Raw genomic sequence first — 24408 nt, 5'->3', positions numbered from 1 at the left:
GGTTTCCGCCGTCGGGACCAGCAAGGAGCGTGCCAGGATTCGCCGCCGGCTGTGTCCCGGGTTCCAGCGTAATCCTTCATGAAGGATAGGGCGAGTCTTTCAGGTCTGCCCAAAAATTCGGCATGGCGAGGGGAAAATGCTTATCGTCGTGCCGTCGGCCGTCTCGGCAGTTCTCGTGATATTGGGGTTGCCGCCCCTGGGGGCGGCGGTCAGCCGCGACCGAGGAGCGCCTTCACCTTGAGGAGTTCCCGGCACCGGGCGAGCCCCGGCCAGACCACGAGCGAGGCCTCGCGGTGGGGGGCGAACGCGTCGTTCAGGGCCACGTGCTCGGCATGGAGCCCGGGATAGGGCCCGGGGCCGGGGCGCAGCAGGGCGTCCAGGCTCCCGTTCAGGAGATCGGCGACCTCGTCGGTCCGGCTGACCCGGATGAAGTCGGGCGCCCGCCCGCCCCCCGCGACGGCCGCCAGCAGGGCTTCGGGGTCGGCCGCCAGGCGCGGCGACACGCCGAGCCTCAGCGCCCGCGTCTCCAGCGTGCGGGCGACCGCGTCGCTCGCCGCGGACAGGCGCTCGAAGGCGTCGCTGACCGTCGGCAGGAGGGTTTCCCCGAACCCCGTCAGCACCAGGCTGCGGTGCAGGCGGTGGAACAGCGGCACGCCGAGGGTGGTCTCGAGGTGCTTGACCTGCTGGCTGACCGCGCCGGGCGTCACCGACAGCTCCTCCGCCGCCCGCTTGAAGCTGAGATGGCGGCCCGCGGCCTCGAATGCGCGAAGGCCGTTCAGGGACGGCAGGCGGTAACTCATAGGTACTCCCTTCCACGGCTGGGCCGGGTACTGACAATAGAAAATCTATTCCCGGTGTCGAGAAACAATCGTTTGAGCCGCGGCGGGCGCGGGCGCAGAAACCGGCCGGTACCAATGCCAGTACCAATGCCAGTACCAACGATGGAGGCTCGCATGAAGATCACCCGCATCAACGCCGAGGCGGCGCCGGTGCCGACCACGGGTTATTCGCAGGCGCTGGAGGTCCGCGGCCACGAACGCCTGCTCTTCGTCAGCGGCCAGACCCCAGTCGCCGCCGACGGCACCGTGCCGGAGGGCTTCGAGGCGCAATGCCGGCTCGCGTGGCGGAACGTCGAGGCGCAGCTCGCGGCGGCGGGCATGTCCCTGGACAATCTGGTGATGCACAGGACCTATCTCGCCGACCGGAGCCATGCCATGGTCAACCGCGCGGTGCGCAACGAGGTGCTGGCCGGGCGGGAGCCGGCGCTGACGGTCGTCGTGGCCGGCATCTTCGACGAGGCCTGGCTGATCGAGATCGAGGCCGTCGCGGCGGCGTGAGGAGCGGCGTGAGAAGACGGGCACCCGGCTGCCGCGCGGAAGTTGCTTCCCGACGGACATGCGGCTAAAGCTGACCGCCAGTCGTAACTTGACGAAGGGGCGGCCGGACGGCCGGGCGGCGCCATCGACACCGAACTTCGAATGCTGGCCCTGGGCGTCGTGCTCGGGCTGGTCCACATCATCCTCAGCGCGCATACGGTGAGCCGGCAGCGGGGCTACCGCTGGGCCGCGAGCGCCAGGGACGAACCGGTTCCCCCGCTCCAGGGCGTCGCCGGGCGGTTCGAGCGCGCCCTGCGGAACTTCCTGGAGACGTTCCCCCTGTTCGCGGCCGCCATCCTGATCGCCCATGCCGCGGACCGGCAGGGCTGGATGACGGCCTGGGGCGCGCAGCTCTATTTCTGGGGCCGCGTGGCATACCTGTTCGCCTACGCCTCCGGCATACCGGTCGTCCGGTCGCTGGTCTGGAACGTGGCCACGGCGGGCATCGTCCTCGTCCTGGCGGCGTTGCTCTGATCCGACGGGCAGCGGCTCAGGCGATCCCGGGCAGCGCCGCCGCCAGCATCGCCAGGCCCGAAGCACCCAGCAGGGCGAGGACGAGCGTCCGGAACTGCCGGTCGTCCGCCTTGCCGTAGAGCCAGGCCCCGGCCAATGTCGGAACGACCATCGCCGACGCGACGATCAGGAACATGTGCCCCGCCTGCGCCGTCAGCATGCCTGCCGCGGCGTAGGCGGCCAGGGTCAGCACGTGCATGGTCAGGTTGAAGGATTGGAACACCGCGCGCTGCTGGTCCTTCGGCCAGCCGCGCAGGCTGCACCACAGGGTCGGAGCCGGTCCGGTCAGCCCGCCCAGCCCGCCCATGACGCCGCCGATGGCGCCGACGAGACCGTCGGCCACGCGCCCGCCCGCCGAAATGTGCGGCAATCCCGACATGAAGAGCATGACCGGGCAATAGACGACGAGCAGCAGCCCGACGCAGAACTTGAACCAGTCCGGGTCGATGTAGCCCAGGATCGCCACGCCCAGCGGGATGCCCGCCATGCCGCCGAGGATGAAGGGCGACGCGCGGGCCAGATCGAAGCCGCGCCGGACCTTCCCCATCCCGATCAGCTGCCCGACCAGGGAACCGAAGACGACCATGGGGCCCAGGAGCTGGGGCGGGACGGCCCAGACCCAGAACGCCATCGCCACGAGCCCGAAGGCGAAGCCGGAGAGCCCCTGCACGAAGCCGGCCGCTGCCGCACCGACGATGACCAGCAGGATCGGGAGCACTGCGGCGGTCTCTCCTGGGGGCGGGCCCGGGAACTGGCCTGGGGGCAGGGGTTCAGGAGCGGACGGACCGCCCGTCGCCCGTGAGGGCGAGGTGCAGGCCGAGGACCATCATCGCGAGGCCGGCCAGACGCTCCTGCCAGGCGAGCAGGCCCGGGCGGCGCGCCAGCCAGCCGCCGAGCGTCCCGACGCCGAGCGCGATCGAGCCCAGGATCACGAGGCCGGACGCCTTCTGCACCGCGCCGAGGGCGAGCATCTGCGCCGTCACCGGCCAGCCGTTCGCGGGGTCGACGAACTGCGGCAGGAAGGCGAGCATGAACACCATGGGCTTGGGGTTCGCGAGGTTGCTGATCATGCCTTCGCGCAGCGCCGCCGCGTCCGACACCCGGGATGCCGTCCCCGCCGCCGCGACGCGGTGCCGGCCCGCGCGCAGGAGGAGCCGGACGCCGAGCCAGGCCAGGTAGGCGGCGCCCGTCCAGCGCAGCAGATCGAAGGCGAGGGGCGACGCCTGCACGAGGGAGGCGACGCCGAACGCCAGCAGGGGAAGCTGGACCATGCCGGCGAGCGCGGTCATGCCGACGGCCGACAGGAACGCCGTGCGCCGGCCCTGGCCGACCCCGCGGGCGATCACGAGCGCCATGTCCGGCCCCGGGGCGAGCTGCAAGGCCAGCACCGCGGCGTAGAAGGTCAGGAAAGTCGGCAGGTTGGGCACGGGTGGTGGCCTCGGTCGTTCCGCAGTCCTCGATACTCCCGCCGCGGCCTGGTTGCAACCGGCATCCATCCCCTCCCGCAGGCAGGTCCGGGTGACGAGCCCTGGTCCTCTCGATGGGGGTCACATGTCAGCTGCTCAACGGATGAGCCGGGCGGGATATTATACCTGTAAAGTACCCCAGGTGGATTGATACGAGCCCGGCGGCGACGATCAGCAGCGCCGTCAACCCGGATCTTCGGTACTTGTCCGCTGCCATGGGAGGCGGAAGACGCGTGCATTTCGTTCATGATTTTTAGCTGACGACGATGCCGATGCCCAGAACGGCAAAGAGCGCACCCGTGACGACGGAGAGAGCTTGGTTCGTGCGCCGATTGACGATGCGTCTCTTCAGCTCCGACGCGGAAAGCGCATAGAGGGTATGTATGCTCGCTACGATCAGGGCGATAGTCACGAACATGATGGCAAACTGCAGCGGGATGGAGCGTTGACTGTCAACGAACTGCGGAAGGAAAGCCGAGAGGAAGATGACAGTCTTGGGATTGCTGGCCGAAACAAAAAAAGCTTCCCGAAAGCCGGCGACGAAAGTTTGCTGCTCGCGTACTTGTGTTCCGTCGAGGGGCAACGGCAAATTTCCGTTTTCGCCGCGCACGAGCCGATAGAGAATGCGCATCCCATAGTATATCAGGTAGGTGCCCCCGATCATTTTCATGATCTCGTAAAGGTAGGGATTCCTTGCAACGAGCGCTCCGATGCCCAAGGCAATCGCTGCAATGATGAGAAGCTGGCAAAAAAGATTGCCGAGGATCGTCACGTAGATGCTTCTCCAGCCGTATTTTAGCGCTTGGTTGAGCACCAGGAGTACGTTCGGACCCGGCGAGAGCGTCGTGACGAGATAGGATGCGGCAAAGATGGACCAGAGGCTGAAGGTCATGATGGGTTTGCCCGTTGGAGAAGCAGGAAGCGCGAAAAACGAAATTTTCTTGGGTGAATTCCAGTTCACATCAAAGCTCGTTATTTGAAATTACTTGATTCGTGCGTCCTTTTCGAGAGTGGTGGAGAGCGGAGACATCGTGTCGATTTTCGATTGCCGGCTCGGAGAAGGTGAGCCCAGCATATCGTAAGTCGAAAGCTCTCGATAACCGAGGGGGTCTTCGAAGCGCCCCGACCAGAAGTCCGCACCGGCCGGGTAAGAGGCGAAGGCAATGTCGGGGGTAGGGTTTCCCAATATTATTTCCGCCTCAGATCCGGTAGTTCTCAGTATTATTCATGATTTTTTGAAATGCCTGAAAGTTCGGCTGAGCGGTGATTGAAGCAGCTGTCATTTTAGAACGGCCTTTGATCGCCACAACAGGTGTTCTGAGGTGCGCGATGATCTGGATGCGATCGTGGAGAAGCGGGCGCGAGACATGCGGGTACCATGTTAGGCAAGCAGGTTCGAAACTGGCTCATTCGTGCACCCTGCGCCAGGACTATGGCGGTTGCCCGTTGATGCAGCGGCATGCAGGTTCGGGAAGAGAGTGCATCCGCTATTGCGACATCTGGCGGGACATTTCGCCGTCCGTCAAGAATATTTACTGCCGTCGCATGTAGCTTTCTTGTCGGAAATGTTGATGGCGCTTTGTGTTTACTTAAAATTGCGGATGCGCGCCGCGCTGCGCGTATCCCGCCGACTGCGAGCACATCGTCGTCACGTTGCCTGCCGTCCGAGCCAATGTTCGAAGGGTCGCCACCGGTAGGTTACGGGCTCGTTTTCCGGAAACGGTCGTGAGCAACCCCTGGCGCGCGCCCGGCAAATGACTAGACTGCGCGCGAGAGACCCCGAACCCACGGAGACGGCCTTGTCGATCGCGCATCCCTACCTGCTCTTCCTCGGCGACGCGCCGGACCAGTTGGCCGCGAAGGTCGCGGACGGGGTCGCGCGCTGGCGGCGCGAGTGGTGCGTCGGCCAGTTCCGCCTGCCGGGCTGCGTGGCCGATGTCGGCCTGCCCGACCGGACGCTGGAGGAGGCGGCCGCGGCTGGGGCGAAGACGCTGATCATCGGCGTCGCCAACCGCGGCGGGCGGATCTCCGAGGCCTGGATCGAGACGATCCTGGCGGCGCTCGACCTCGGCATGGACGTCGCCAGCGGCCTGCACGGCAAGGTCGCCGACATCCCCGCCGTGCGCGACAAGGCACGGGCGCTGGGGCGGCGCATCTCCGACGTCCGGCATCCCACCCGCAGCTTCGAGATCGGCACCGGCGAGAAGCGGCCGGGCAAGCGCCTGCTGGCCGTCGGCACCGACTGCTCGATCGGCAAGATGTTCACGGCGCTCGCGATCGAGAAGGAGATGCGCGCGCGCGGCATGAAGGCCGATTTCCGCGCCACCGGCCAGACCGGCATCCTGATCGCGGGCGACGGCGTGGCGATCGACGCCGTCGTCTCGGACTTCATTTCGGGAGCGGTCGAGTATCTCTGCCCCGCCAACGATCCCGACCACTGGGACGTCGTCGAGGGGCAGGCCTCGGTGCTGCACCCCAGCTATGGCGGCGTCACGCTCGGCCTCGTCCACGGCAGCCAGCCCGACGCGATGGTGATGTGCCACGAGCCCATGCGCCCCCACATGCGCGGCCTGCCCAACCGCAAGGTCCCCGACCTGCGGACCTGCATCGAGGCGCACGAACGGGCCGCCCGCCTGACCAACCCCGCGGCCAGGGTGATCGGCTTCGCCTTCAACACCTCCGCCCTCGACGAGGCCGGCGCGCTCGACATGATGAAACGGGTGTCCGACGAGTTCTCGATGCCCTGCGTCGACCCGGTACGCACCGGCGTCGGCCCGATCGTCGACATCCTGCGCTGAGCCGGCCATGACCATTCCGGAGGCGAAACGGACGCTGGCCGTCCGGCACGAGTCCTTCCCGATCCGCGGCGTCTTCCGCATCTCGCGCGGGGCGCGCACCGTCGCGAACACCGTCGTGGCGGAGATCGCCGACGGGTCGGTGACCGGCCGGGGCGAATGCGTGCCCTATCCGCGCTACGGCGAGAGCGTCGAGCAGGTGATGGCCGACATCGCCGCCATGGCGGACGCGGTCGCCGCCGGGCTGGACCGCGAGGCGTTGCGCCGGGCGATACCGCCGGGAGCCGCGCGCAACGCCGTGGACTGCGCGCTGTGGGACCTGGAGGCGAAGCTGACCGGCGTGCCGGTCTGGCAGCTCGCCGGGCTGGACGCGCCGCCCGAGCCGGTCGTCACCGCCTACACGATCAGCGTCGACACGCCCGAGGCGATGGCCGAGGCGACGCGCGCCGCGGCCGGCAAGCCGCTGCTCAAGGTGAAGCTGAGCGGCGAGGGCGACCTGGAGCGCATGCACGCGGTGCGCGCGGCCGCTCCCTCGACCCGGCTGATCGCCGATGCGAACGAGGCCTGGACGCGGGCGCATCTGGAGGCGTTCGCCCCGGCTTTCGCCGATCTCGGCGTCGAGATGATCGAGCAGCCCTTCCACGAGAAGGACGACGACGGGCTGCTGGGCTTCCGCTCGCCGGTGCCGATCGGGGCGGACGAGTCCTGCCACGACCGGGCCGGCCTCGAGCGCGTCCGGGGCAAGTACCAGGTGATCAACATCAAGCTCGACAAGACCGGCGGCCTGACCGAGGCGCTGGACCTCAGGCGCGAGGCGCTGGCCGCGGGCTTCGAGCTGATGATCGGCTGCATGGTCGGCTCCTCTCTCGCCATGGCGCCGGCGATGTTCCTCGCCCAGGGCGCGCGCTTCGTCGACCTGGACGCGCCGCTGCTGCTGGCGCAGGACAGGACGCCCGCCCTGCGCTACGAGGGTGCCACCCTGTATCCGCCCGAGCCGGACCTGTGGGGGTGAAACCGCGCCCGGGGGCTGCTACCCTGGACGCTTTCCCCGGGAAGCGGCGGAGGGACGGTTGGCTTCGATGCGCGAAGAGCTGGAACGGCGGATCGATCAGGCCCTGGGGCGGACCAGGGCCGATCTCGTCGTCAAGGGCGGACGTTTCCTGAACGTCGCGACGGGCGAGCTGGCGAAGAGCGACATCGCCGTCTGCGGCGACCGGATCGTCGGCACCTACGACGATTACGATGGCGAAACGGTCGTGGACGCCCATGGGCTGATCGCGGTGCCGGGCTTCGTGGACACCCATGTCCACTGCGAGAGCACGCTGGTCACGCCCGAGGAGTTCGACCGCTGCGTGCTGCCGCGCGGCACGACGACCGCGATCTGCGACCCGCACGAGATCTGCAACGTGCTGGGCACGGCCGGGCTCGACTATTTCCTGGAGGCGTCCGGCAACCTGGCGATGGACCTGCGCGTGCAGCTCTCCTCCTGCGTCCCCGCGACCGGGCTGGAGACCTCGGGCGCGCGGCTCGACGCCGCGGACCTGCACCGCTACCGCGACCATCCCCGCACGCTCGGCCTCGCGGAGTTCATGAACTTCCCCGGCGTGCTGGCCAAGGACCCGGAAGTGCTGGACAAGCTCGCGGCCTTCCAGGGCCGCCACATCGACGGGCACAGCCCGCTGGTGACCGGGCGCGAGCTGAACGCCTATCTCTCCTGCGGCATCCGCAACTGCCATGAGACGACCTCGATCGAGGAGGCGCGCGAGAAGCTGCGCAAGGGCATGCAGGTGCTGATCCGGGACGGCAGCGTGTCGAAGGACGTGCAGGCGCTGGCCCCGGTGATCGACGCGGTCACCGCGCCGTTCCTGGGCTTCTGCACCGACGACCGCAATCCCCTGGACATCGCCGAGGAAGGGCATCTCGACCACCTGATCCGGCGCTCGATCGCGCTCGGCGCGCCGGTGGACGCCGTCTACCGGGCCGCGACCTGGTCGGCGGCGCGCGGCTTCGGCCTGAACGACCGCGGCCTGCTCGCGCCGGGCTACCGGGCCGACATCGTCCTGCTGGAGGATCTGGAGGACTGCCGCGTCGCAGGCGTGATCCGCAACGGCCGCCGGGTCGGGCCGGAAACCTTCGCCGGCCGGCCCACGGTGCGGCCGGTGGGCCTGGGCTCGGTGAAGCTGGAGCCCGTCGGGGCGGAGGTCTTCCGCGTGCCGGCCGCGGGGCCAGGCGGGCCGGTGATCGGCATCCTGCCCGGCAAGATCCTGACCGAGCACCTGACGATGTCGTTGCCGTACCGGAACGGCGAGCGGCTGCCCGACCCCGAGGCCGACGTGCTGAAGGTCTGCGTGCTGGCGCGCCACGGCATCAACCGCAATGTCGGCCGGGGCTTCGTGCGCGGCTTCGGCCTGCGCTCGGGCGCGCTCGCGTCGAGCGTCGGCCACGACAGCCACAACGTCGCCGTGGTCGGCGCCTCCGACGCCGACATGGCGGTCGCGGTCAACCGGCTGATCGAGCTGCAGGGCGGCTTCGTCGCCGTGCGCGACGGGGTGGTGGTCGCCGAGCTGCCGCTGCCGGTCGCCGGCCTGATCAGCGACCGCGCGTTCGAGGAGGTGGAGCACGCGCTCTCCGGCCTGCGCGCCGCGGTGCGGGGCATGGGCTGCACGCTCGCGGAGCCGTTCCTCCAGCTCGCCTTCCTGCCGCTGCCGGTGATCCCGCACCTGAAGATCACCGATCTCGGCCTCGTCGACGTCGACCGCTTCGAGCTGATCGCGGCCTGAGCCCCGCCAGGGGCGAAAGCAAAGCCGCGGATGCGGGGCCGGCGCTTGAGGAACACGAATTCCCGAGAGTTTCCGGTTCTGCGGGAACGCTTCAGGGGCGCGACCGCCCCCCCGCCCCGTCAGGGGCGGAAGCAAAGCCGCGGATGCGGCGCCGGCGCTTGAGGAACACGAAATCCCCGAGCCTTTCCGGTTCATCCGGAATGGCTCTAGGAGGGGCCGAACAGGGGGCTGTCGCCCAACTCCATGCTCCGGGCGCGTTCCAGCTCGTCGCTGTAGCGGCGCAGCGCGTAGGCCTCGGTGAGATAGCCGAGGATGCGGCGGTCCTTCGGGCCGGCCAGGACGGGCAGGGCTTCCGTCTCGCTCGCGGCGAACAGGCCGAGGGCGGCCCGGACGTTCTGGTCGGGCGTGAGGAACGAGGACGCGTCCTGGCAGAGGTCCTGCGCGCGGACCGAGCCGTCCTTCTGGTCCAGGTCGGGGTCGTGGATCCTCGCGAGGGCGAGGATGCCGGCATAGTGCCCGGACCGGTCGACCAGGAAGACCTGCTTGGTCGAGCCGAGCGGGAACCGGCGCCGGAGCTCGCCCACGGGAGTGTCGCACTCCGCGGTCTGCGGGTCCTCGCGCATCAGCCGCCCCACCGACAGGTCGCGCAGCCAGCCGACGTCATGGGCGCTGCGGATGGGGACCCCGCGCAGGTGGAAGCGCCAGGTCGAGAAGCTGTAGCCGAAGGCCTGGTTCACCACGGACGAGGCGATCACCACGGCGATCATGGTGCCGGCCGTGACCGGGAAATCGGCCGTCAGCTCGAGGACCAGCAGGATCATCGTGACCGGGGCGCCGACGATGGCCGCGCCGACCGCGCCCATGCCGACCAGGGTGTAGGAGACGCGGTCGATCCCGAGGCCCGGGGCCAGCGCCTGGACGACGGCGACGAAGGCGGTGCCCAGCAACGCGCCCAGCAGCAGGGACGAGCTGAAGAGGCCGCCGCGAAAGCCCATGCCGACGGAGATCGCGGAGGCCGCGGCCTTGGCCGCCAGCATGCCCGCCAGCAGGGCGAGCGGCAGTCCGGCGCCGTGGCCGGCGTCCAGGCCGGTATCGAGACCGGTGTCGAGGATATCCTGGATCGCGCCCTGGCCGCTGCCCAGCACCTCCGGGAACTCCCAGGCGATCAGGCCGACCAGCAGGCCCCCGGCGGCCGGCCGCATCCAGTCCGCGGGCAGGACGCGCTTCGAGCGCCGTTCGATCGCCGGCACCAGGCGCATCGTCAGCACCCCCACGAGGGCGGCGGCGAGGCCGAGCACGGCGAACAGCCCGAAGTCGGAGACGGCGAGATGGACGTCGCCGCTGGCCGAGAACAGCGGGGTCGCCCCGAGGGTGCCGCGGGCCGCGAAGGTGCCGGCGAGGACCGCCACCATCACCGGCGCGAGGACGGCCGGCGCGTAGCTGCCGATGACCAGCTCGAAGGCGTAGAAGGCCCCGGCAAAGGGGGCGTTGAAGGCGGCGGCGAGGGAGGCGCCGGCGCCGCAGCCGACCAGGAGCCGCAGGTCCTTGCGGCGCAGCCGGAGGAACTGGCCGGTCTTGGACCCGAGGCAGGAGCCGAGCTGGCCGTAGGCGGCCTCCATCCCCACCGAGGCGCCGCACCCCGCGGAGAGGAACGTCGCAGCCGCCAGCCGGAGGCTGTCGACCAGGGACATGCGGCCGCCATAGAGGGCGTTCGCCTCGACCGGGTCGACGACGTCGCGCGGACGCAACCGGCGCACCCAGCGCAGCGCCAGGCCCACGGCCAGCCCGCCGAGGCCGAGGACGACCAGGGCCCGCATCGGGTCGAGCGAGCGGTTGCCGCTCAGATGCTCGCCCGTACCGAGGCCGAAAGCCGCCGCCTGGAACAGGCGGAGCAGGTCGTCCAGCACCGACACGACGAGGCCCGCGCCGCCGCCGACCAGGGCGGCGACGACCAGGAGGACCAGCTCGCTGTTGCGGGCCCGCATCCGCCGGAGGACGGCGCGCCCGCGCGCCTCTCCACTCCCGGCGTCCCGTTTCGCGACGGCGTCCATTCACTGCCTTCCCGGTACTTCCAGGTGGAACATCGTCCCGTCGCGCGTCTCGAACCGGTAGCGCCCGTCGAGCTGCTGGACCAGCGCGTCTATCAGGCCCAGGCCCAGCGAGTTCTTCTTCGTGCTCTCGGGCATGCCGGGGCCGTCGTCGCGCACCGTCACGTGGAGGTTGCCGCCGGCGCGGCGGGCCGACACCTTGACCGTTCCCCGCCGGCCCGCCGGGAACGCATGCTTGAACGCGTTCGTCAGCACCTCGTTCACCAGGAGCGCGAGGGGGACGGCCTCGTCCAGCTTGACGGTGACGGGAGCGAAGTCCGTCTGGACGTCTATCCCCCTGTCGGCGGCGCCGTAGGTTGCGCTCAGCCCCTCGACGAGACGCTGGAGGTAGGACGACAGCTCGACGTTCGTTGCCTTGTTCGCCTGGTAGAGGGTCTCGTGGATCAGGCCTATCGAGCGCAGCCGGTCCTGGGTCTCGCGGAAGGCGGAACGGACCGCGGGGTCCTCGAACCTGGCGGCCTGCATCTGAAGCAGGCTGGACGTGACCTGGAGGTTGTTCTTCACCCGGTGATGGACCTCCTGGAACAGGATCTGCCTGTCGGCGAGCGCTTGTTCCAGCTCGTGCTTGGCGCTCTGGAGGGCCACGTATTTCGCCCTTTCCCGCCGGCCGGACCGAAGCGCGACCCAGGTCAGCACCGCGAACGCCAGGAGGGCGACGGAGAGGGGAACCGCGCTGAGCCAGGCTTCCGAGCGCCATCGGGACAGCACGTCGCGCACGGGGACGCCGGCCGCCACGACGACCGGCCATTCGTCCAGGCGGCGGAAGGAGACGAGCCGGTCGACCCCGTCGACGGCGGACTCCGCCCTGTACGTGCCCGCGGACCGCCCGATCGCGGAGAACAGGGGCGCGCGGGACAGCTCGCGGCCGACCTGGTCCTCCCTCAGCGGGCTGCGGGCGACGATGTGGCCGTTCCTGAGATACATGCCGGTGATGGCGTTCCCGGCCAGCTCGTCCGAGAAGAACCGGCCCTGGACCAGGTCCGGCTCGAAGAAGATCAGGATGACGCCGTGGAACTCCCCCTGCTCGTCGGGCACCTTCCGGCTGAAGGTGAAGCGGATCTCCCCGTCCGCGGGCATGGGCGCCGCCCGCCCGACATAGGTCTGCTCCCCGCCGAGCGCATGCGCCCGCCACCACGGGTACTCCGTCACCTCGACCTCGAGGCCGGGATACCGGTCGGAGGCCGCGACCAGGCGCCCGAACCGGTCGACGATCCAGATGATCCCGTTCGCCGGCAGCTTGTCCGCGATCTCGTCGAGGAACCGGTGTGTCCGGTACCGGTCGGCGAGCGCCAGGATGCCGCCTTCGTTCCCGATGTGGAGGTTGACCATCCGGGTCGTGATGTCGCTGACCTCCAGCGTGCGCACGGCATACTGCTCGAGGACCGAGGCCACGTCGGCGACGGTCTCCCGCGCGCTCTCCATCGCCTCGCCGTGGTCGCGCCAGAGGAAGAACAGTCGGATCCCGACGACGGCGACCACGAACAGGATGGCCCCCAGCAGGAAAAGGATTTCCAGACGACGCAAGCGATGCATGGCACCTCGTGACGGGGCGGCGATCCGCTGGTCGGGCACGAATGCCGCAATGGGCGGGGAGCCGGCCGGCCGCGTCGGCGGTCGCGCCGCTCCAGCGAATACCGTCCGACCGGCGGAAGGTTCCCGGACCGGTGCCGAAATGCGCGAAGGAGAAGCGCCCTACCGGCCGGCCTCGGCCATCGCGAGGCGGACATCGGCCAGGAACAGGGGCTCGTCGCGCAGCTGTCCGCGCAGGACGTAGGAGGGATGGAAGGTCGGCACCACCTTGGCCCCCGGGACCATGCGGCACTCCAGTACCTGGCCGCGCAGGCCGAGAATGCCGTTGCGCCCCGTCAGCGCCCAGGTCGGGGTGCGGCCGAGGGCCAGCACCACCGCGGGGGCAAGCCTGCGCAGCGTATCGCGCAGATGGTCCAGGTCCGGCGCGAACTCGGCCCGGACGTAGTCCGAGCTGCCGAACGGCCCCCAGTCCTCGACGATCCCGACCCCCTCCTTGCGGGCGCGGCCCCGGCTCGCGAAGAAATGGGCGACCTTGTTGCCGGGCGGCTGGAAGCGGAAGGTGTTCGCGACGAGGCAGGTACGGCGGTCCAGCCCGGCGGTCCGCAGCGTCTCGTCCAGCAGCTTGCCGCTGCGCCCGGCGAAGGGCCGGCCCTGGCGCACCTCGTCGCTGCCCGGCGCCTCGCCGACGATCGCGATCGGCGGGCCCGGCGGCGGTTCGGTCGGAAGCTCGTAGTCGACGAAGGGCAGCATGGCGCGCGGCTCCCTTGAGTGGTTCCGTCGCAAACAGCGCAAAGCCGGGTTGCGCTCCCTTCCGTCCGGCCGGCAGAGTGGGGGCCGGTCACCGGGGCGCAGAGGGCGGCATGGAGCGGGCGGACGGCATCGACCTCGATCATCTGCGGGGCTGGCTCGGGCGCACGGAGCGGCGCGCCGACACGATCGGGCCCTGGGCGGCACAGGCACTGGCGGCGACGCTCGGCTGGGAGCGCGCGGCGCCCGGTCCGGGCGAGGCGCTGCCGGAGGGCTGGCACTGGGCCTGCTTCCTGACCGCGGCCCCGGCCGGCGAGCTCGGGCGCGACGGCCATCCCCGGCGCGGCGGCTTCCTGCCGCCCGTGCCGCTGCCGCGGCGCATGTGGGCCGGCGGGCGGCTGTCCTTCGAGCGGCCGCTGCGGATCGGCGAGGAGGCCGAGCGCGTGTCGGAGGTCGCCGACATCCGCCTTCGCGACGGACGCACCGGCCCGCTCGTCTTCGTGACGGTGCGCCACACGGTGTCGACCGGCGACGGCCCGGCCCTGGTCGAGGAGCACGACATCGTCTACCGGGGCGATCGCGCACCGGGCGAGGCCGGGCCGCAGCCGAGGCCGGCGCCGGAGGGAGCCGCCTGGTCGCGGACGGTGACGCCGGACCCGGTGCTGCTGTTCCGCTACTCGGCGCTGACCTTCAACGGCCACCGCATCCACTACGACCGCACCTACGCGACCGGGGTCGAGGGCTATCCCGGCCTGGTCGTGCACGGCCCGCTGCTGGCGACCCTGCTGCTCGACCTGGCGCGCCAGCACGCCGGCGGCACCCTGGCTAGGTTCGAGTTCCGCTCGGTCGGCACGCTGTTCGACACCGCGCCCTTCACGCTCGCGGGGCGCCCCGGCCCGGACGGGCGGGTGGAGCTGTGGGCCGCCGGCCCGGACGGCGCGCTCGCGATGACGGCAAGCGCGGAGCTGCGTCCGCGACCTACCGGAGAGCGCTGACCAGGCGCTCGATCTCCTCCTCGGTGTTGTAGTAGTGGACCGAGGCGCGCACGAGCTCGTCCAGGCCGCGCGCCTCCATGTCGAGGCGCGTGCTGCCCGCGGTCGAGATCGAGACGTTGATGCCGCGCGCGGCGAGCGCCGCCTTGACCGCGTCGGCGGGCCGGCCGTCGGCCGTGAAGCCGACGATGCCGCAGCGCTCGCGGCCGAGGTCGCGGACGACGACGCCGGGCACGCTTTCCAGGCGGCCGCGCAGGTGTTCGGCCAGCAGGACGACCCGGTCGCGGATCGCGTCCAGGCCCCAGGACAGGGCGTAGTCCACGGCGACGCCGAGGCCGACCAGGCCCGCGACGTTGCTCTCCCAGTTCTCGAAGCGGCGGGCGTCGGGGCGCAGCTCGTAGCGGTCGGGCGCGACCCAGGTCGCCGCGTGCAGGTCGACGAAGGGCGGCTCCAGCCGGTCGAGCAGCGTGCGGCGGACGTAGAGGAAGCCGGTGCCCCGCGGGCCGCGCAGGTATTTGCGTCCGGTCGCCGACAGCAGGTCGCAGCCGATCTCCTCGACGTCGAGCGGCATCTGGCCCGCGGACTGGCAGGCGTCCAGCAGGTAGACGATGCCATGGGCGCGCGCGACGCGGCCGATCTCGCGCGCGGGGTTGACGAGCCCGCCATTGGTCGGGACATGGGTCACGGCGATCAGCCGGACCCGGCCGTCGATCATGCGCTCCAGCGCCTCCGGGTCGAGCTGGCCGTCGGCGTCGTTGGGCACCGCTTCGACCACGACACCGGTGCGCCGCGCCACCTGGAGGAAGGCGATGTAGTTGCTCGCGTATTCCGAGACGCTGGTCAGGATGCGGTCGCCGGGGCCGAAGGAGAGGGAATGGAACGCCATGTCCCAGCCGACGGTCGCGTTCTCGACCAGCGCCACCTCGTCGGTGCCGCAGTTCAGCATCTCGGCCACCGCGGCGCGGGTCCGCGCCAGCCGGGGAGCGGCCTCCGCCTCCGCCTCGTAGCCGCCGATCCTGGCCTCGAGGTCGAGATGGCCGTGCACGGCGTCGAGCACCGGCGAGGGCGGCAGGCTCGACCCGGCATTGTTGAAATGGGCCACGTGGGCGGTTCCCGGGGTCTCCGCCCGGGCTCGGGCGACGTCGATCGTCATGCTCCACCTGGGGCTGCTGTGGCGACGGTCCGGACATAGCCCAGGACCGTCCCGGCAACAACGGGTAAACGGCCCCTCCCCATCCGAGAGCAGGAACCTTCGCGGCGAACGCGGCGTTGAAATTCCGTTGAAAAACCGCCGACACATCCCGACCGGGGCACCATGACGCACTGGGTGCTGAACCGCCTGATCTCCTTCGTCCTCGACACCGCCGCCGTCTGCGAAGCGGCCGCGGCGGTGGTCGGCGACCGGGAGGTGTCCCGGCGACTGTCGACGCTGTGCGCCGACGGCCTCGCCACCGCGCGCGAGCTCGCCGACCTCCAGCGCCGCGAAGGCGCCAAGCCGGTGATGACCGGAACGCCCCAGGGCACCGCGCGCTGCCACGCCGTGCTCCAGCTCGCCGCCGTCTCGACCAAGCCCAGCCCGGCGGCGGTCGCGACCGCGATCCGCGCCGTGACTGAGGCGGTGCAGGGCTGCGAGCGCCTGGCGCGCCTCGACGTCCCGCCGCTGGTCGCGAGCGCCGTCCACCTCGTGCATGGCGACCTGCGCGTCGACCGGGCCGAGCTCGACCAGCTGATGCTCCGCCTGCGCCGGGTCGCCGCGCGGGCCAAGCGGCCGGACGGCCCGGGGGAACGCCTGGGCGTCGAGCGCCGCTAGCCTCCCGCACCTAAGGTCCCGGTTCCTCCTCCCGCCAGTCCGAGAGCGCGAACCGGCCGCCGTCCCGCGCCGTGCGGGCGACCGCGTCCAGCAGGCGGGCGGCGACCGGCTCGGCGATGTATTCCTCGCCGCAGTTCGCGCATACCTCGGCCGGGACCCCGCGGACCACGAGGATGGCCCCGTCCTGCTCCAGGGTCACGGTAGCCGTGCCGGGCGCGGTCTCGCCGAGGCGGCAGATCGCGCAGTTCATCCCCCGGCCCTCCAGCGGAAGCCGCCGGTCCAGGACCGGGCCTGCGGCTCGTAGACCGACAGCACCAGCGTGGCCCCGGCCTGGTCGGCCGCCTGGACGTGCAGCGGGCACCCGCCCGCCCAGCCGAGCACGATGCGCTCACCCTCCTCGGGGAACGCGACGACGGCGTCCCCGCCGGCGAGGATCTGCCGGATGGCGGCGGTCGCGACGCCGCGCTCGGCGACGCGCCGCAGCGCCTGGACCCGGAAATGCAGCGTCTCTTCGGTCATTCCGCCTCCCTCAGTCCGCCGGCTGGTCGAGGACGCCCTTCAGCCCCAGGAAGGCGGGCAGCGCGTGGGTCACGACATATGTCGGGATGGGCGCCAGGTAGTCGCGCATGCGGCCCTTCTCGACGAAGCGCTTGCGGAACCGCGAATGGACGAAGGTGCCGCCGAGGCGGGGCACGATGCCGCCGGCCACGAAGACGCCGCCCCGCGCCCCCAGCGTCAGGGCGAGGTTGCCGGCCACGGTGCCGAGCATGGCGCAGAACGTCTCCACCGCCTCGACGCAATGCGGGTTGCCGGCGTCCTGCGCCTGCGCCGTGACGTCGCGCGGGCGCAGGTCCTCGGGTTCGCGGCCGTCGAGCAGGCAGACCGCCCGGTAGAGGTTGACCAGCCCCATGCCCGACAGCATGCGCTCGGCCGAGACGTGGTCGTACTGCTTGCGGAGCTGCGCGAGCACGGCGCCCTCGCGGTCGGAGACCGGGGCCATGGTGATGTGCCCGCCCTCGCCCGACAGCGCCCGCCAGCCGCCGTTGCGCCCGGGCACCAGGCCGGACACGCCGAGCCCGGTACCGGGGCCGAGCACGCCGATCACCTCGCCGGGGACGGGGGCGCCGTCGCCGACCTGCAGCCGGTCGGCCGGGGCGAGCAGGGGCACCGCCATCGCGACCGCGGTGAAGTCGTTGACCGCGACGAGCCGGTCCAAGCCGAGCCGCTCGCGCGCGCGCTCGACCGAGAAGACCCAGGGATGGTTGGTCATGCGGATGACGTCGCCGGTCACCGGCCCGGCGATGGCGACCGCGGCGCGCGCCGGCGCCGTCGCCGGCGCCGCCATGCCGAGATAGGCCTCGGCCGCGTCCTCCAGGCTGCGGTAGTCCGCGCAGGCCAGGGTCTGGTGGTGAAGCACGGTGCCGTCCCGGTCCAGCAGGCCGAAACGGGCATTGGTGGCGCCGATGTCGGCGACGAGCGCGTCCGGTCCGGTCATGTCCCCTCGCTCGCTGCTTCGGTTCTCAAGCGTCGTAGGGCGCCGCGGTCAGCGAGCCCACGAAGTCGTCGCGCCATTTCGCGATGTCGTGCGTCCTGAGCACCTCCATGTTGGCGTGGTAGCGCTCCCGGCGCTCCTCCAGCGGCATGGACAGGCCGCGCTGCAGCGCCTCGGCGACCCCCTCGACGTCGTACGGGTTCACGATCAGGGCGGCCGACAGTTCCTGCGCGGCGCCGGCGAAGCGCGACAGCACGAGCACGCCGGGGTCTTCCGGGTCCTGGCAGGCAACGTATTCCTTGGCGACGAGGTTCATGCCGTCGCGCAGGGGCGTCACGAGGCCGATCCGGCTGACGCGGAAGAACCCCGCCAGGGTACGGCGGGTGAAGCTCTTGTTGAGGTAGCGGATCGGCACCCAGTCGAACTCCGCGAAGCGGCCGTTGGTATGGCCGGAAGACGCCTCCAGCTCCTTGCGGATCGCCTGGTATTCCGGGACGTCGGTGCGCGACGGCGGCGCGATCTGCATGAACGAGACGTGGCCGCGGTTGGCGGGATAGGTCTCCAGCAGGCAGTGGAACGCCTCGAAGCGCTGGGGCAGGCCCTTGGAATAGTCGAGCCGGTCGACGCCGATGATCAGGTCGCGCCCGACCAGGCTTTCCCTCAGCCGCTCGGTCTGGCGCGCGTTCGCCGCCGACTGGGCGAGCGCCGTCAGGCTGTCGGTGTCGATGCTGATCGGGAAGGCGCGGGCGAGCAGGCGGCGCCCGTAGGCCTCGACGATGATGCCGCGCCCGGGGCCGCGGTCCTCGATCCGGCCGCCGGCCTCGTAGTGGATGTAGTTGGCGAAGCAGCGCAGGTCGACCTCGGTGTGGAAGCCGACGACGTCGTAGGCGCACAGGCCGCGCATCAGCTTGCCATGGTTCGGCAGCGCCACCAGGATCTCGGGCGACGGGAAGGGGGTGTGCAGGAAGAAGCCCATGCGCTGGCCGTGGCCCATCAGGCGCAGTTCCTCCGCCATCGGGATCAGGTGGTAGTCGTGGACCCAGATCATGTCCTCGGAATGCAGCAGCGGCGCCAGCTTGCGCGCGAAGAGGGCGTTCACGCGCTCGTAGCCCTCGCAGGTCCTGCGCGAGAAGTTCGTGAGGCCGAGGCGGTAGTGGAACAGCGGCCACAGGGTCGAGTTGGCGAAGCCGTTGTAGTACTCCTCGAAGTCCCGGCGCGTGAGGTGGAGCGTGGCGTAGGTCAGCCTGCCCGCTTCCGTCAGTTCGGGGTCGCCGGGCGGGGTCGCGACGACCTCACCGCTCCAGCCGAACCAGATCCCGCCGCTTTTCTTGAGGGCCGAGAGGACTGCGACCGCGAGGCCGCCCGCCGCCTGCTTGCCCTCGTCGATCGGTGCGACGCGGTTGGACACTACGACCAGTCTCGTCAAAACGCCTCCTCCCAGGATGTGCTCAGCCGCATCGCCGCGTGGATCAGGCCAACCATCGAATAAGTCTGCGGGAAGTTGCCCCACAGGGAGCCGGAGGACGGGTCGACGTCCTCCGAGAGCAGGCCGAGCGGGTTGCGGCGCGCGAGCATGCGCTCGAACAGGGATCGGGCCTCGTCGCGTCTTCCCACCGCGGCCAGCGCTTCTATGTACCAGAAGGTACATATGGTAAATGCCGTTTCCGGGATACCGAAATCATCGGTTTCGGCATAGCGGAACAGCAGGTCGCCGCGCTTCAGCCGGCGCTCGACGGCCGCGATCGTGCCGTGGAACCGGGGGTCGTCGGCGGCGACGAAGCCCAGCGTCTGGAGGAGGAGCAGGCTGGCGTCGACGTCGTCGCCGTCCAGGCTGCTGACGAAGCTGCCGAGCCCGGGGTTCCAGGCGCGCTCCAGGACCTCGCCGTGGATGCGCCGCGCGTGCCCGGCCCAGTAGCGGCCGCGCTCGCCCAGGCCGAGGCCGGCGGCGATGCGGGCCAGGCGGTCGCAGGCGGCCCAGCACATCGCCGCGGAGAAGGTGTGCGGGCGCGCCATGCCGCGGAACTCCCACAGCCCGGCGTCCGGCTCGGCGTAGCGCCGGACCGCCTGCTCGCCGAGGCGCTCGAGCCGCGCGAACAGGCGCTCGTCGCCGCGATGCTGGAGGCGGTGGTCGAAGAAGGTCTGCGCCACCGCGAGCACGACGGCGCCGTAGCTGTCGTTCTGGACCTGGCGCCAAGCGTCGTTGCCGGCGCGGACCGGCCCCATGCCGCGGTAGCCGGGCAGGGTGTCGACCACGCGCTCGTGCAGGCGCCGTTCCAGGGCGATGCCGTAGACGGGCTGCAGGTAGCCGTCCGGGGCGGCCGACACGATGTTGATGATGTAGTCGAGATAGTCCTCCATGGTCCGCGTCGCGCCGAGGCGGTTCAGCGCGTTGATCACGAACCAGGCGTCGCGCAGCCAGCAGAACCGGTAGTCCCAGTTGCGCTGGGTGTCCGGCGCCTCGGGGATCGAGGTCGTGACGGCCGCGATCACCGCGCCCGTCTCCTCGAAGGTGCAGAGCTTCAGCGTGATCGCGGCGCGGATCACGGCGTCCTGCCATTCGAAGGGCAGTGCCAGGTAGCGCGAGAAGTCGCGCCAATAGTCGAGCGTGAGGCGGAGCAGGCGCTCGCCCTCCTCCCCGACCGCGTCGCGCAGCGGCTCGTCCGGGCCGAGCAGCAGGGTCCTCGGTTCTTCCAGCACGAAGGGGATCTCCTCGCGCAGGTAGGCGATAGGGACGTCGGTCGTCAGGCGCAGCACCATTTCCGGCGAGACCCAGCGGACGTGGTTGCTGCCGCGGGTCACCTGCGGCTCGATCGCGCCCCAGCCGAAGCGCGGCCGCAGCAGGACGCGGATGCGCGGGCTGCCCGAGCGCGGGCGCAGCACCCGCACGATCGTGGTCGGGCGGTAGGACCGGCGGTAGTGGATGTAGCGCGGCGCGAAGTCGAGGATCGCGACCGAGTTGCCGTGGCGGTCGTGCAGCACGGTCTCGACCACGGCGGTGTTGTCGACGTAGCGCTGCTCCGCGCGCTCGAAGTCCTCGATCCGCACGTCGTAGAAGCCGGTTTCCGCCTCGTCCCCGCCGCCGAGCAGCGAGTGGAAGACCGGATCGCCGTCGAAGCGGGGCAGGCAGGTCCAGCAGATCCGCGCCTTGGGATCGATGAGGGCCGCGAAGCTGCAGTTGCCGATCAGCGCGAGGTCCAGGTTGCCCATCGCGTCAGCTCTCGCGCAGATGCGCGGCGAGGCTGCCGAGCCAGAGATGCAGGTCCCCGACCGTGGGGGTGCGCCAGCGCGCCACCGTCGGCTCGCGCGCGCCGACCTGGATCGCGATGCCGCCGCGCCCTTCCACCGCGACGAAGCCGTGCTCGTCGGTCAGGTCGTCGCCGACATAGACGGGGACGCGGCCGGCGAAGGGCGGCGCGGCCAGGAACCGTTCGACGACCGTGCCCTTGTCGGCGCCGCGGGGCTTGACCTCCAGCACCATCTTGCCGCCCTGGACGTGGAAGCCCTCGGCGTAGCGCGTCGCGAGCCGCTCCACCACCTCCAGCGCGGCCGCCTCGAACTCCGGGGCCTGCCGGTAGTGGAGGGCGACGCTCATGCTTTTGGCTTCGAGCCGCGTGCCCGGCGCATCCTCGACGAAGGCCTCCAGCTCGGCGCGGATCTCCGCCAGCGCGGCGCGGTCGATCTCCGCCTCGTGGCGCGCGCCGTCGGCGTCGCGCCATTCCAGGCCGTGCTGGCCCCCGGCCGGCAGCAGGGCCGGCGCCAGGAACCGGTCCAGCTCGGCGATCGGCCGCCCCGAGACGAGCGCCAGCGCGCCGCCCAGCCGCGCGCCCAGTTCCGCCAGCAGGTCCGGCAGCCCGTCGGCGACCCGGACAGCGTCGGGGCGCGGGGCGATGTCCACCAGTGTGCCGTCGAAATCCAGGAACAGCGCCCACCGGCGGTCGAGCGGCAGATCGGTGAGCGGGGCGGGCGGCGGCATGACGTCTCCGTTCCGGTTGTCTCGTCTTCACGGACCAACACTTTACGCGAAGGCCCGGCACGGTGGGACCCGTCGAGAACGGCTGCGGCACCGGGCCCGCTCCGGATTGCTGCATTGCGTCATGGGCATGCCGGCCATGTTCCACGCGGATTGCGGGGTGGTAGCGGAAAATTATTTCTTAATATCTCCTTCGGAGAAAATTTAATTTCCATTGAGGTGCATCCGTCCTGCTGCTGTGCAGCAAAACCTGCGGGTCTGAACGTTTTGTGGGCGCGGCTGCCGAGTTTGTAAGCATTTGTTGTGATTGAGGTCTTTGGATTTTGCGCTTGCCAGGGCCCGGTCCGGCGATCATATTGTGCAGTGCGACATCGATGGTGTCTCCGACAAGGTCGGTGTCGTAACGCACTTCTTGGGCGTTTCCTCCCTAGACTCCGGGCCGGCCTCGTGCCGGCCCCTTTTTTTGCGCGCGGATCAGCGCGGATCAGCGCGGTTCGAGCGTGCCGAGCAGGGCTATCAGGTCGGACATCTGGCGGGCGAGCGCCTCCAGGTGGGGTTTGCGCTCGTAGGTCGCCTCATGCATGTAGAGCGCCCGGTTGATCTCGATCTGGAGCGCGTGGCGCCCGGTCTTCGGCTGGCCGTAATGGCGCGTCGTGAACCCGCCGGCGTAGGGGGCATTGCGGTTGACGCGATAGCCCAGGCCGCGCAGGTAGTCGTCGGCGGCGTCGATCAGGAAGGGCGAGCAGGCGCTGCCATGGCAGTCGCCGAGCACGAAGTCGACGTGCAGGCGGCCGCCGGTCTCGGGCGGGCCGCTGGATGAGGGCATGGAATGGCAGTCCAGCAGGATGCAGAAGCCGAAGCGGCGCCGGGTGTCCTCGATCAGCGCCGACAGGGCCGCATGGTAGGGGTGGTAGAAGCCGTCGATGCGCGCGAAGGCGTCGGCGAGGTCGAGCTTGGCGCGGTAGATCTCCTCGCCGCTGGCGACGACCCGCGCGATCGTCCCGAGCCCCGCCGCGACCCTGGGGCTGCGGGTGTTGGCCCAGGGCGGCAGACGATCCGCGAACATGGCGGGATCGAGCTCGTACGCCTCGCGGTTGGCATCCAGGAAGGCGCGCGGGAACAGGGCGCGCAGCAGCGGGGCGCCGAGGGCGGGCGCCTGGGCGAAGATCTCATCGACATAGGTGTCTTCGGACTTGCGCAGCGCCCGGTCGTCGAGCCGGCTCGCCTGCAGGAAGTCGGGCGGGTAGCGGGTGCCGCTGTGAGGCGAGGCGAGGACGAGCGGGAGCGACTGTTCGGCCGGACGGAGGATCTCGTAGACCTCGTCGTTCCCGTCTGCGTTTGCGGCTGCGGCGTGATGCGTCATGACCGGTCTGGTTTAGCGGAGCGCGAGCCGGCTGTCAGCCCATCCGGCGGGCGACCATGCAGAGAGATCGCGGCAGAACTGTGGAACGCGCCGGTGCGCCGGTGGGCTGCCGGAAAATTCGGCGCGGGGTCGAAATTTGCTGTTGCGGCCCCCGGCGGGCAATGGTAAACCCCGCATCCACCGCGGCGGGGCGATGCCAAGGCAAGCCCCGCGGAAGTAAGGATGGGCGCGTAGCTCAGCGGGAGAGCACTACGTTGACATCGTAGGGGTCACTGGTTCAATCCCAGTCGCGCCCACCATCCTTTCCCAGAGATATCAGTGGTTTACGGCCAACGGGCAATGCGCCCGGGCCGGGATCTGGTCGGGCTAGCAACCAGCGGGTCGGTTCGTCACATGCCCCGGTGTCGGCTTTGGGGTCATTGCCGTGACTGATGTGGATATAGGGCGATAAAGCGTTGGGCAGGTGGGGGCGATAATGCTTGCGTCGGGGCTGCTGGCCAAGGAACACCAGATGGGCTCGTTGATCACTCCTGCCATCAGTGCTTCCCAGGCATGTGACGAAGTACGAACTGGATCTCCTCGAACCGAGGCAGGAGTGGAGTGAGCGCTGTACGCAGGCGTTCGGCTATCGTAGCCGGCGGCGCCACCGTCGCCTGGAGGATCACGTCCGATAAGGCGCAGAGAGCGAGGTCAATGGCGCGGCAGGTAACGGGATCGTCATCCAGTTGCCCCGGCTTGCCTTCAATGGCCTCGGTCAGTGTATCGGGGTTTGTTGGATCGTCCACTTCGACCTCGGTCCTTGAAGCGGCGTAACCCACATGTGCCGGCCTCAGATTCTCAGTGGCGTCCGCGATGACACTCAAAACCCGTCGGTAGTCCGTGGCCGGGAAAAGTACCGGATTGTTGAGGGAAGCCCGGTTCAGGAGGTTTTGGATTTCGTCGATCAGAATCTTGAACTCGTCCAGGTCCGTGATGTGGAGGAGAGCGCGCAGGTCCGGAGACCTGCGGTCGGTCAGCAGGTCCGACATGTCGATGCCCTCCCGAGGTGCGTGAAACTGCCACCAGCGGCGCTGTCGGCCCGGTAGCGCTGCGCGCATCAATTCGTCCCGCAGCCAGTTGAAAGTCATCCCGCAGGTCCAGAGGCCGCGGGAAGAGAATGGGGTTCCGTCCTCGACGCCTATGAGATCCCAGATCAGGTCGACGGAGGAAGCATCGTGATCGATTTCGTCTGCGCTGATGAACGCGTGATAGCCGCTGTCCAGGGTCGGGCCGATCTCGGGTGTGTAGGGCTTCAAACTGCCGCTCGCGGCGTCGAAGGAGAGCCGCTCCGGTGGGTTCCCGCTGCAGTCGTGGCTCTGGGCGAAACGGATCAGGCGGCGCCACAGCCATCCCGGAACCGATCCCAGGACGACCTTGATGACGCCGTCACGGGTGGAGCGGATCTCGAAACGCTCGACACCCCAGGC

Annotated in this window: 23 protein-coding genes and 1 tRNA gene; 8 read left to right on the top strand and 16 right to left on the bottom strand. The window is 70.1% G+C overall.

The window, feature by feature from the left end:
* Positions 1-209: 209 nt before the first annotated feature.
* Complete coding sequence (locus VGO20_RS06375; RefSeq protein WP_327501469.1) at positions 210-800, bottom strand: LysR family transcriptional regulator; 591 nt, start codon at positions 798-800, stop codon at positions 210-212.
* Positions 801-953: 153 nt separating this feature from the next.
* On the opposite strand from VGO20_RS06375, the gene VGO20_RS06370 reads away from it, so the two are divergent.
* On the top strand, positions 954-1337 hold the full coding sequence (locus VGO20_RS06370) for a RidA family protein (protein WP_327501468.1): 384 nt from the start codon (positions 954-956) through the stop codon (positions 1335-1337).
* A gap of 141 nt (positions 1338-1478) precedes the next feature.
* Entirely contained in the window at positions 1479-1850 is a 372-nt protein-coding gene (locus VGO20_RS06365) for an MAPEG family protein (RefSeq protein WP_327501467.1), read from the top strand.
* 16 nt (positions 1851-1866) lie between these two features.
* Here VGO20_RS06365 and VGO20_RS06360 read toward each other — a convergent pair whose 3' ends face one another.
* The 3 genes from VGO20_RS06360 to VGO20_RS06350 form a co-directional block, all read right to left on the bottom strand.
* Positions 1867-2607, bottom strand: coding sequence for a sulfite exporter TauE/SafE family protein (locus VGO20_RS06360; RefSeq protein WP_327501466.1), 741 nt, complete (start codon positions 2605-2607; stop codon positions 1867-1869).
* Between the two features lie 52 nt (positions 2608-2659).
* Positions 2660-3316, bottom strand: a complete 657-nt coding sequence (locus tag VGO20_RS06355) for a LysE family translocator (protein WP_327501465.1) — start codon at positions 3314-3316, stop codon at positions 2660-2662.
* Positions 3317-3608: 292 nt separating this feature from the next.
* Positions 3609-4316, bottom strand: coding sequence for a LysE family translocator (locus VGO20_RS06350; protein ID WP_327501464.1), 708 nt, complete (start codon positions 4314-4316; stop codon positions 3609-3611).
* Between the two features lie 838 nt (positions 4317-5154).
* Here VGO20_RS06350 and dgcN point away from each other — a divergent pair.
* From dgcN to ade, 3 genes are all read left to right on the top strand, one after another.
* Positions 5155-6153 carry an N-acetyltransferase DgcN gene (gene dgcN, locus VGO20_RS06345; protein ID WP_327501463.1) on the top strand — a complete coding sequence of 333 codons (999 nt, stop codon included), beginning with the start codon at positions 5155-5157 and terminating at the stop codon, positions 6151-6153.
* A gap of 7 nt (positions 6154-6160) precedes the next feature.
* Entirely contained in the window at positions 6161-7162 is a 1002-nt protein-coding gene (dgcA, locus tag VGO20_RS06340; protein ID WP_327501462.1) for an N-acetyl-D-Glu racemase DgcA, read from the top strand.
* A 67-nt stretch (positions 7163-7229) separates the two neighbouring features.
* Positions 7230-8930, top strand: coding sequence for an adenine deaminase (ade, locus tag VGO20_RS06335; protein ID WP_327501461.1), 1701 nt, complete (start codon positions 7230-7232; stop codon positions 8928-8930).
* A 206-nt stretch (positions 8931-9136) separates the two neighbouring features.
* Here the strand turns inward: ade and VGO20_RS06330 are convergent, their stop codons facing one another.
* The 3 genes from VGO20_RS06330 to VGO20_RS06320 form a co-directional block, all read right to left on the bottom strand.
* Positions 9137-10981 (bottom strand): chloride channel protein, encoded by a 1845-nt coding sequence (locus tag VGO20_RS06330; protein WP_327501460.1) that lies wholly within the window; start codon positions 10979-10981, stop codon positions 9137-9139.
* Complete coding sequence (locus tag VGO20_RS06325; protein ID WP_327501459.1) at positions 10982-12571, bottom strand: sensor histidine kinase; 1590 nt, start codon at positions 12569-12571, stop codon at positions 10982-10984.
* 159 nt (positions 12572-12730) lie between these two features.
* On the bottom strand, positions 12731-13318 hold the full coding sequence (locus VGO20_RS06320) for a uracil-DNA glycosylase (protein ID WP_327501458.1): 588 nt from the start codon (positions 13316-13318) through the stop codon (positions 12731-12733).
* 110 nt (positions 13319-13428) lie between these two features.
* On the opposite strand from VGO20_RS06320, the gene VGO20_RS06315 reads away from it, so the two are divergent.
* Positions 13429-14310, top strand: coding sequence for an HTD2 family dehydratase (locus VGO20_RS06315; protein ID WP_327501457.1), 882 nt, complete (start codon positions 13429-13431; stop codon positions 14308-14310).
* On the opposite strand, the gene VGO20_RS06310 is transcribed toward VGO20_RS06315, so the two are convergent.
* Positions 14294-15460 (bottom strand): aminotransferase class V-fold PLP-dependent enzyme, encoded by a 1167-nt coding sequence (locus VGO20_RS06310; protein ID WP_327501456.1) that lies wholly within the window; start codon positions 15458-15460, stop codon positions 14294-14296. The two genes, VGO20_RS06315 and VGO20_RS06310, sit on opposite strands and share 17 nt — an antisense overlap.
* Positions 15461-15622: 162 nt before the next feature.
* Here VGO20_RS06310 and VGO20_RS06305 point away from each other — a divergent pair, with 162 nt between their 5' ends.
* Positions 15623-16117, top strand: a complete 495-nt coding sequence (locus tag VGO20_RS06305) for a hypothetical protein (protein WP_327501455.1) — start codon at positions 15623-15625, stop codon at positions 16115-16117.
* 10 nt (positions 16118-16127) lie between these two features.
* On the opposite strand, the gene VGO20_RS06300 is transcribed toward VGO20_RS06305, so the two are convergent.
* The 7 genes from VGO20_RS06300 to VGO20_RS06270 form a co-directional block, all read right to left on the bottom strand.
* Positions 16128-16367: a type II toxin-antitoxin system MqsA family antitoxin gene (locus VGO20_RS06300; protein ID WP_327501454.1), complete on the bottom strand. Its 240-nt coding sequence runs from the start codon at positions 16365-16367 to the stop codon at positions 16128-16130.
* Positions 16364-16636, bottom strand: coding sequence for a DUF4258 domain-containing protein (locus tag VGO20_RS06295; protein ID WP_327501453.1), 273 nt, complete (start codon positions 16634-16636; stop codon positions 16364-16366). The genes VGO20_RS06300 and VGO20_RS06295 overlap by 4 nt, the downstream gene beginning before the upstream one ends.
* A 10-nt stretch (positions 16637-16646) precedes the next feature.
* Entirely contained in the window at positions 16647-17612 is a 966-nt protein-coding gene (locus tag VGO20_RS06290) for a glucokinase (RefSeq protein WP_327501452.1), read from the bottom strand.
* Positions 17613-17637: 25 nt separating this feature from the next.
* Entirely contained in the window at positions 17638-19035 is a 1398-nt protein-coding gene (gene otsA / locus VGO20_RS06285) for an alpha,alpha-trehalose-phosphate synthase (UDP-forming) (protein ID WP_327501451.1), read from the bottom strand.
* Complete coding sequence (locus tag VGO20_RS06280; protein WP_327501450.1) at positions 19032-20816, bottom strand: glycoside hydrolase family 15 protein; 1785 nt, start codon at positions 20814-20816, stop codon at positions 19032-19034. The genes otsA and VGO20_RS06280 overlap by 4 nt, the downstream gene beginning before the upstream one ends.
* A gap of 4 nt (positions 20817-20820) precedes the next feature.
* Positions 20821-21582, bottom strand: a complete 762-nt coding sequence (gene otsB / locus VGO20_RS06275) for a trehalose-phosphatase (protein WP_327501449.1) — start codon at positions 21580-21582, stop codon at positions 20821-20823.
* Positions 21583-22063: 481 nt separating this feature from the next.
* The gene (locus VGO20_RS06270) at positions 22064-22942 is read right to left on the bottom strand and encodes an N-formylglutamate amidohydrolase (protein WP_327501448.1); all 879 of its coding nucleotides are present in this window, start codon (positions 22940-22942) and stop codon (positions 22064-22066) included.
* Positions 22943-23166: 224 nt separating this feature from the next.
* On the opposite strand from VGO20_RS06270, the gene VGO20_RS06265 reads away from it, so the two are divergent.
* A tRNA-Val gene (locus VGO20_RS06265) sits at positions 23167-23241 on the top strand.
* Between the two features lie 237 nt (positions 23242-23478).
* Here the strand turns inward: VGO20_RS06265 and VGO20_RS06260 are convergent.
* Positions 23479-24408: hypothetical protein (locus tag VGO20_RS06260; RefSeq protein WP_327501447.1), on the bottom strand; the 930-nt coding region annotated here is incomplete at its 5' end.

This window comes from Arenibaculum sp. (assembly GCF_035998295.1).
Lineage (GTDB): Bacteria > Pseudomonadota > Alphaproteobacteria > Azospirillales > Azospirillaceae > DASYHS01.
The sequence above is the reverse complement of the archived record's forward strand: the minus strand, read 5'-3'. Positions and strand labels throughout refer to the sequence as shown.

Excerpts from the sequence above, each read along its gene's own strand:
- VGO20_RS06370 (WP_327501468.1), top strand. The coding sequence starts at position 954 with ATGAAGATCACCCGCATCAACGCCGAGGCGGCGCCGGTGCCGACCACG.
- VGO20_RS06315 (WP_327501457.1), top strand. The coding sequence starts at position 13,429 with ATGGAGCGGGCGGACGGCATCGACCTCGATCATCTGCGGGGCTGGCTC.
- VGO20_RS06325 (WP_327501459.1), bottom strand. The coding sequence starts at position 12,571 with ATGCATCGCTTGCGTCGTCTGGAAATCCTTTTCCTGCTGGGGGCCATC.
- VGO20_RS06270 (WP_327501448.1), bottom strand. The coding sequence starts at position 22,942 with ATGACGCATCACGCCGCAGCCGCAAACGCAGACGGGAACGACGAGGTC.
- VGO20_RS06310 (WP_327501456.1), bottom strand. The coding sequence starts at position 15,460 with ATGACGATCGACGTCGCCCGAGCCCGGGCGGAGACCCCGGGAACCGCC.
- otsB (WP_327501449.1), bottom strand. The coding sequence starts at position 21,582 with ATGCCGCCGCCCGCCCCGCTCACCGATCTGCCGCTCGACCGCCGGTGG.
- VGO20_RS06290 (WP_327501452.1), bottom strand. The coding sequence starts at position 17,612 with ATGACCGGACCGGACGCGCTCGTCGCCGACATCGGCGCCACCAATGCC.
- VGO20_RS06295 (WP_327501453.1), bottom strand. The coding sequence starts at position 16,636 with ATGACCGAAGAGACGCTGCATTTCCGGGTCCAGGCGCTGCGGCGCGTC.
- VGO20_RS06305 (WP_327501455.1), top strand. The coding sequence starts at position 15,623 with ATGACGCACTGGGTGCTGAACCGCCTGATCTCCTTCGTCCTCGACACC.
- VGO20_RS06320 (WP_327501458.1), bottom strand. The coding sequence starts at position 13,318 with ATGCTGCCCTTCGTCGACTACGAGCTTCCGACCGAACCGCCGCCGGGC.
- dgcA (WP_327501462.1), top strand. The coding sequence starts at position 6,161 with ATGACCATTCCGGAGGCGAAACGGACGCTGGCCGTCCGGCACGAGTCC.
- VGO20_RS06365 (WP_327501467.1), top strand. The coding sequence starts at position 1,479 with ATGCTGGCCCTGGGCGTCGTGCTCGGGCTGGTCCACATCATCCTCAGC.
- VGO20_RS06330 (WP_327501460.1), bottom strand. The coding sequence starts at position 10,981 with ATGGACGCCGTCGCGAAACGGGACGCCGGGAGTGGAGAGGCGCGCGGG.
- ade (WP_327501461.1), top strand. The coding sequence starts at position 7,230 with ATGCGCGAAGAGCTGGAACGGCGGATCGATCAGGCCCTGGGGCGGACC.
- VGO20_RS06280 (WP_327501450.1), bottom strand. The coding sequence starts at position 20,816 with ATGGGCAACCTGGACCTCGCGCTGATCGGCAACTGCAGCTTCGCGGCC.
- VGO20_RS06375 (WP_327501469.1), bottom strand. The coding sequence starts at position 800 with ATGAGTTACCGCCTGCCGTCCCTGAACGGCCTTCGCGCATTCGAGGCC.
- VGO20_RS06300 (WP_327501454.1), bottom strand. The coding sequence starts at position 16,367 with ATGAACTGCGCGATCTGCCGCCTCGGCGAGACCGCGCCCGGCACGGCT.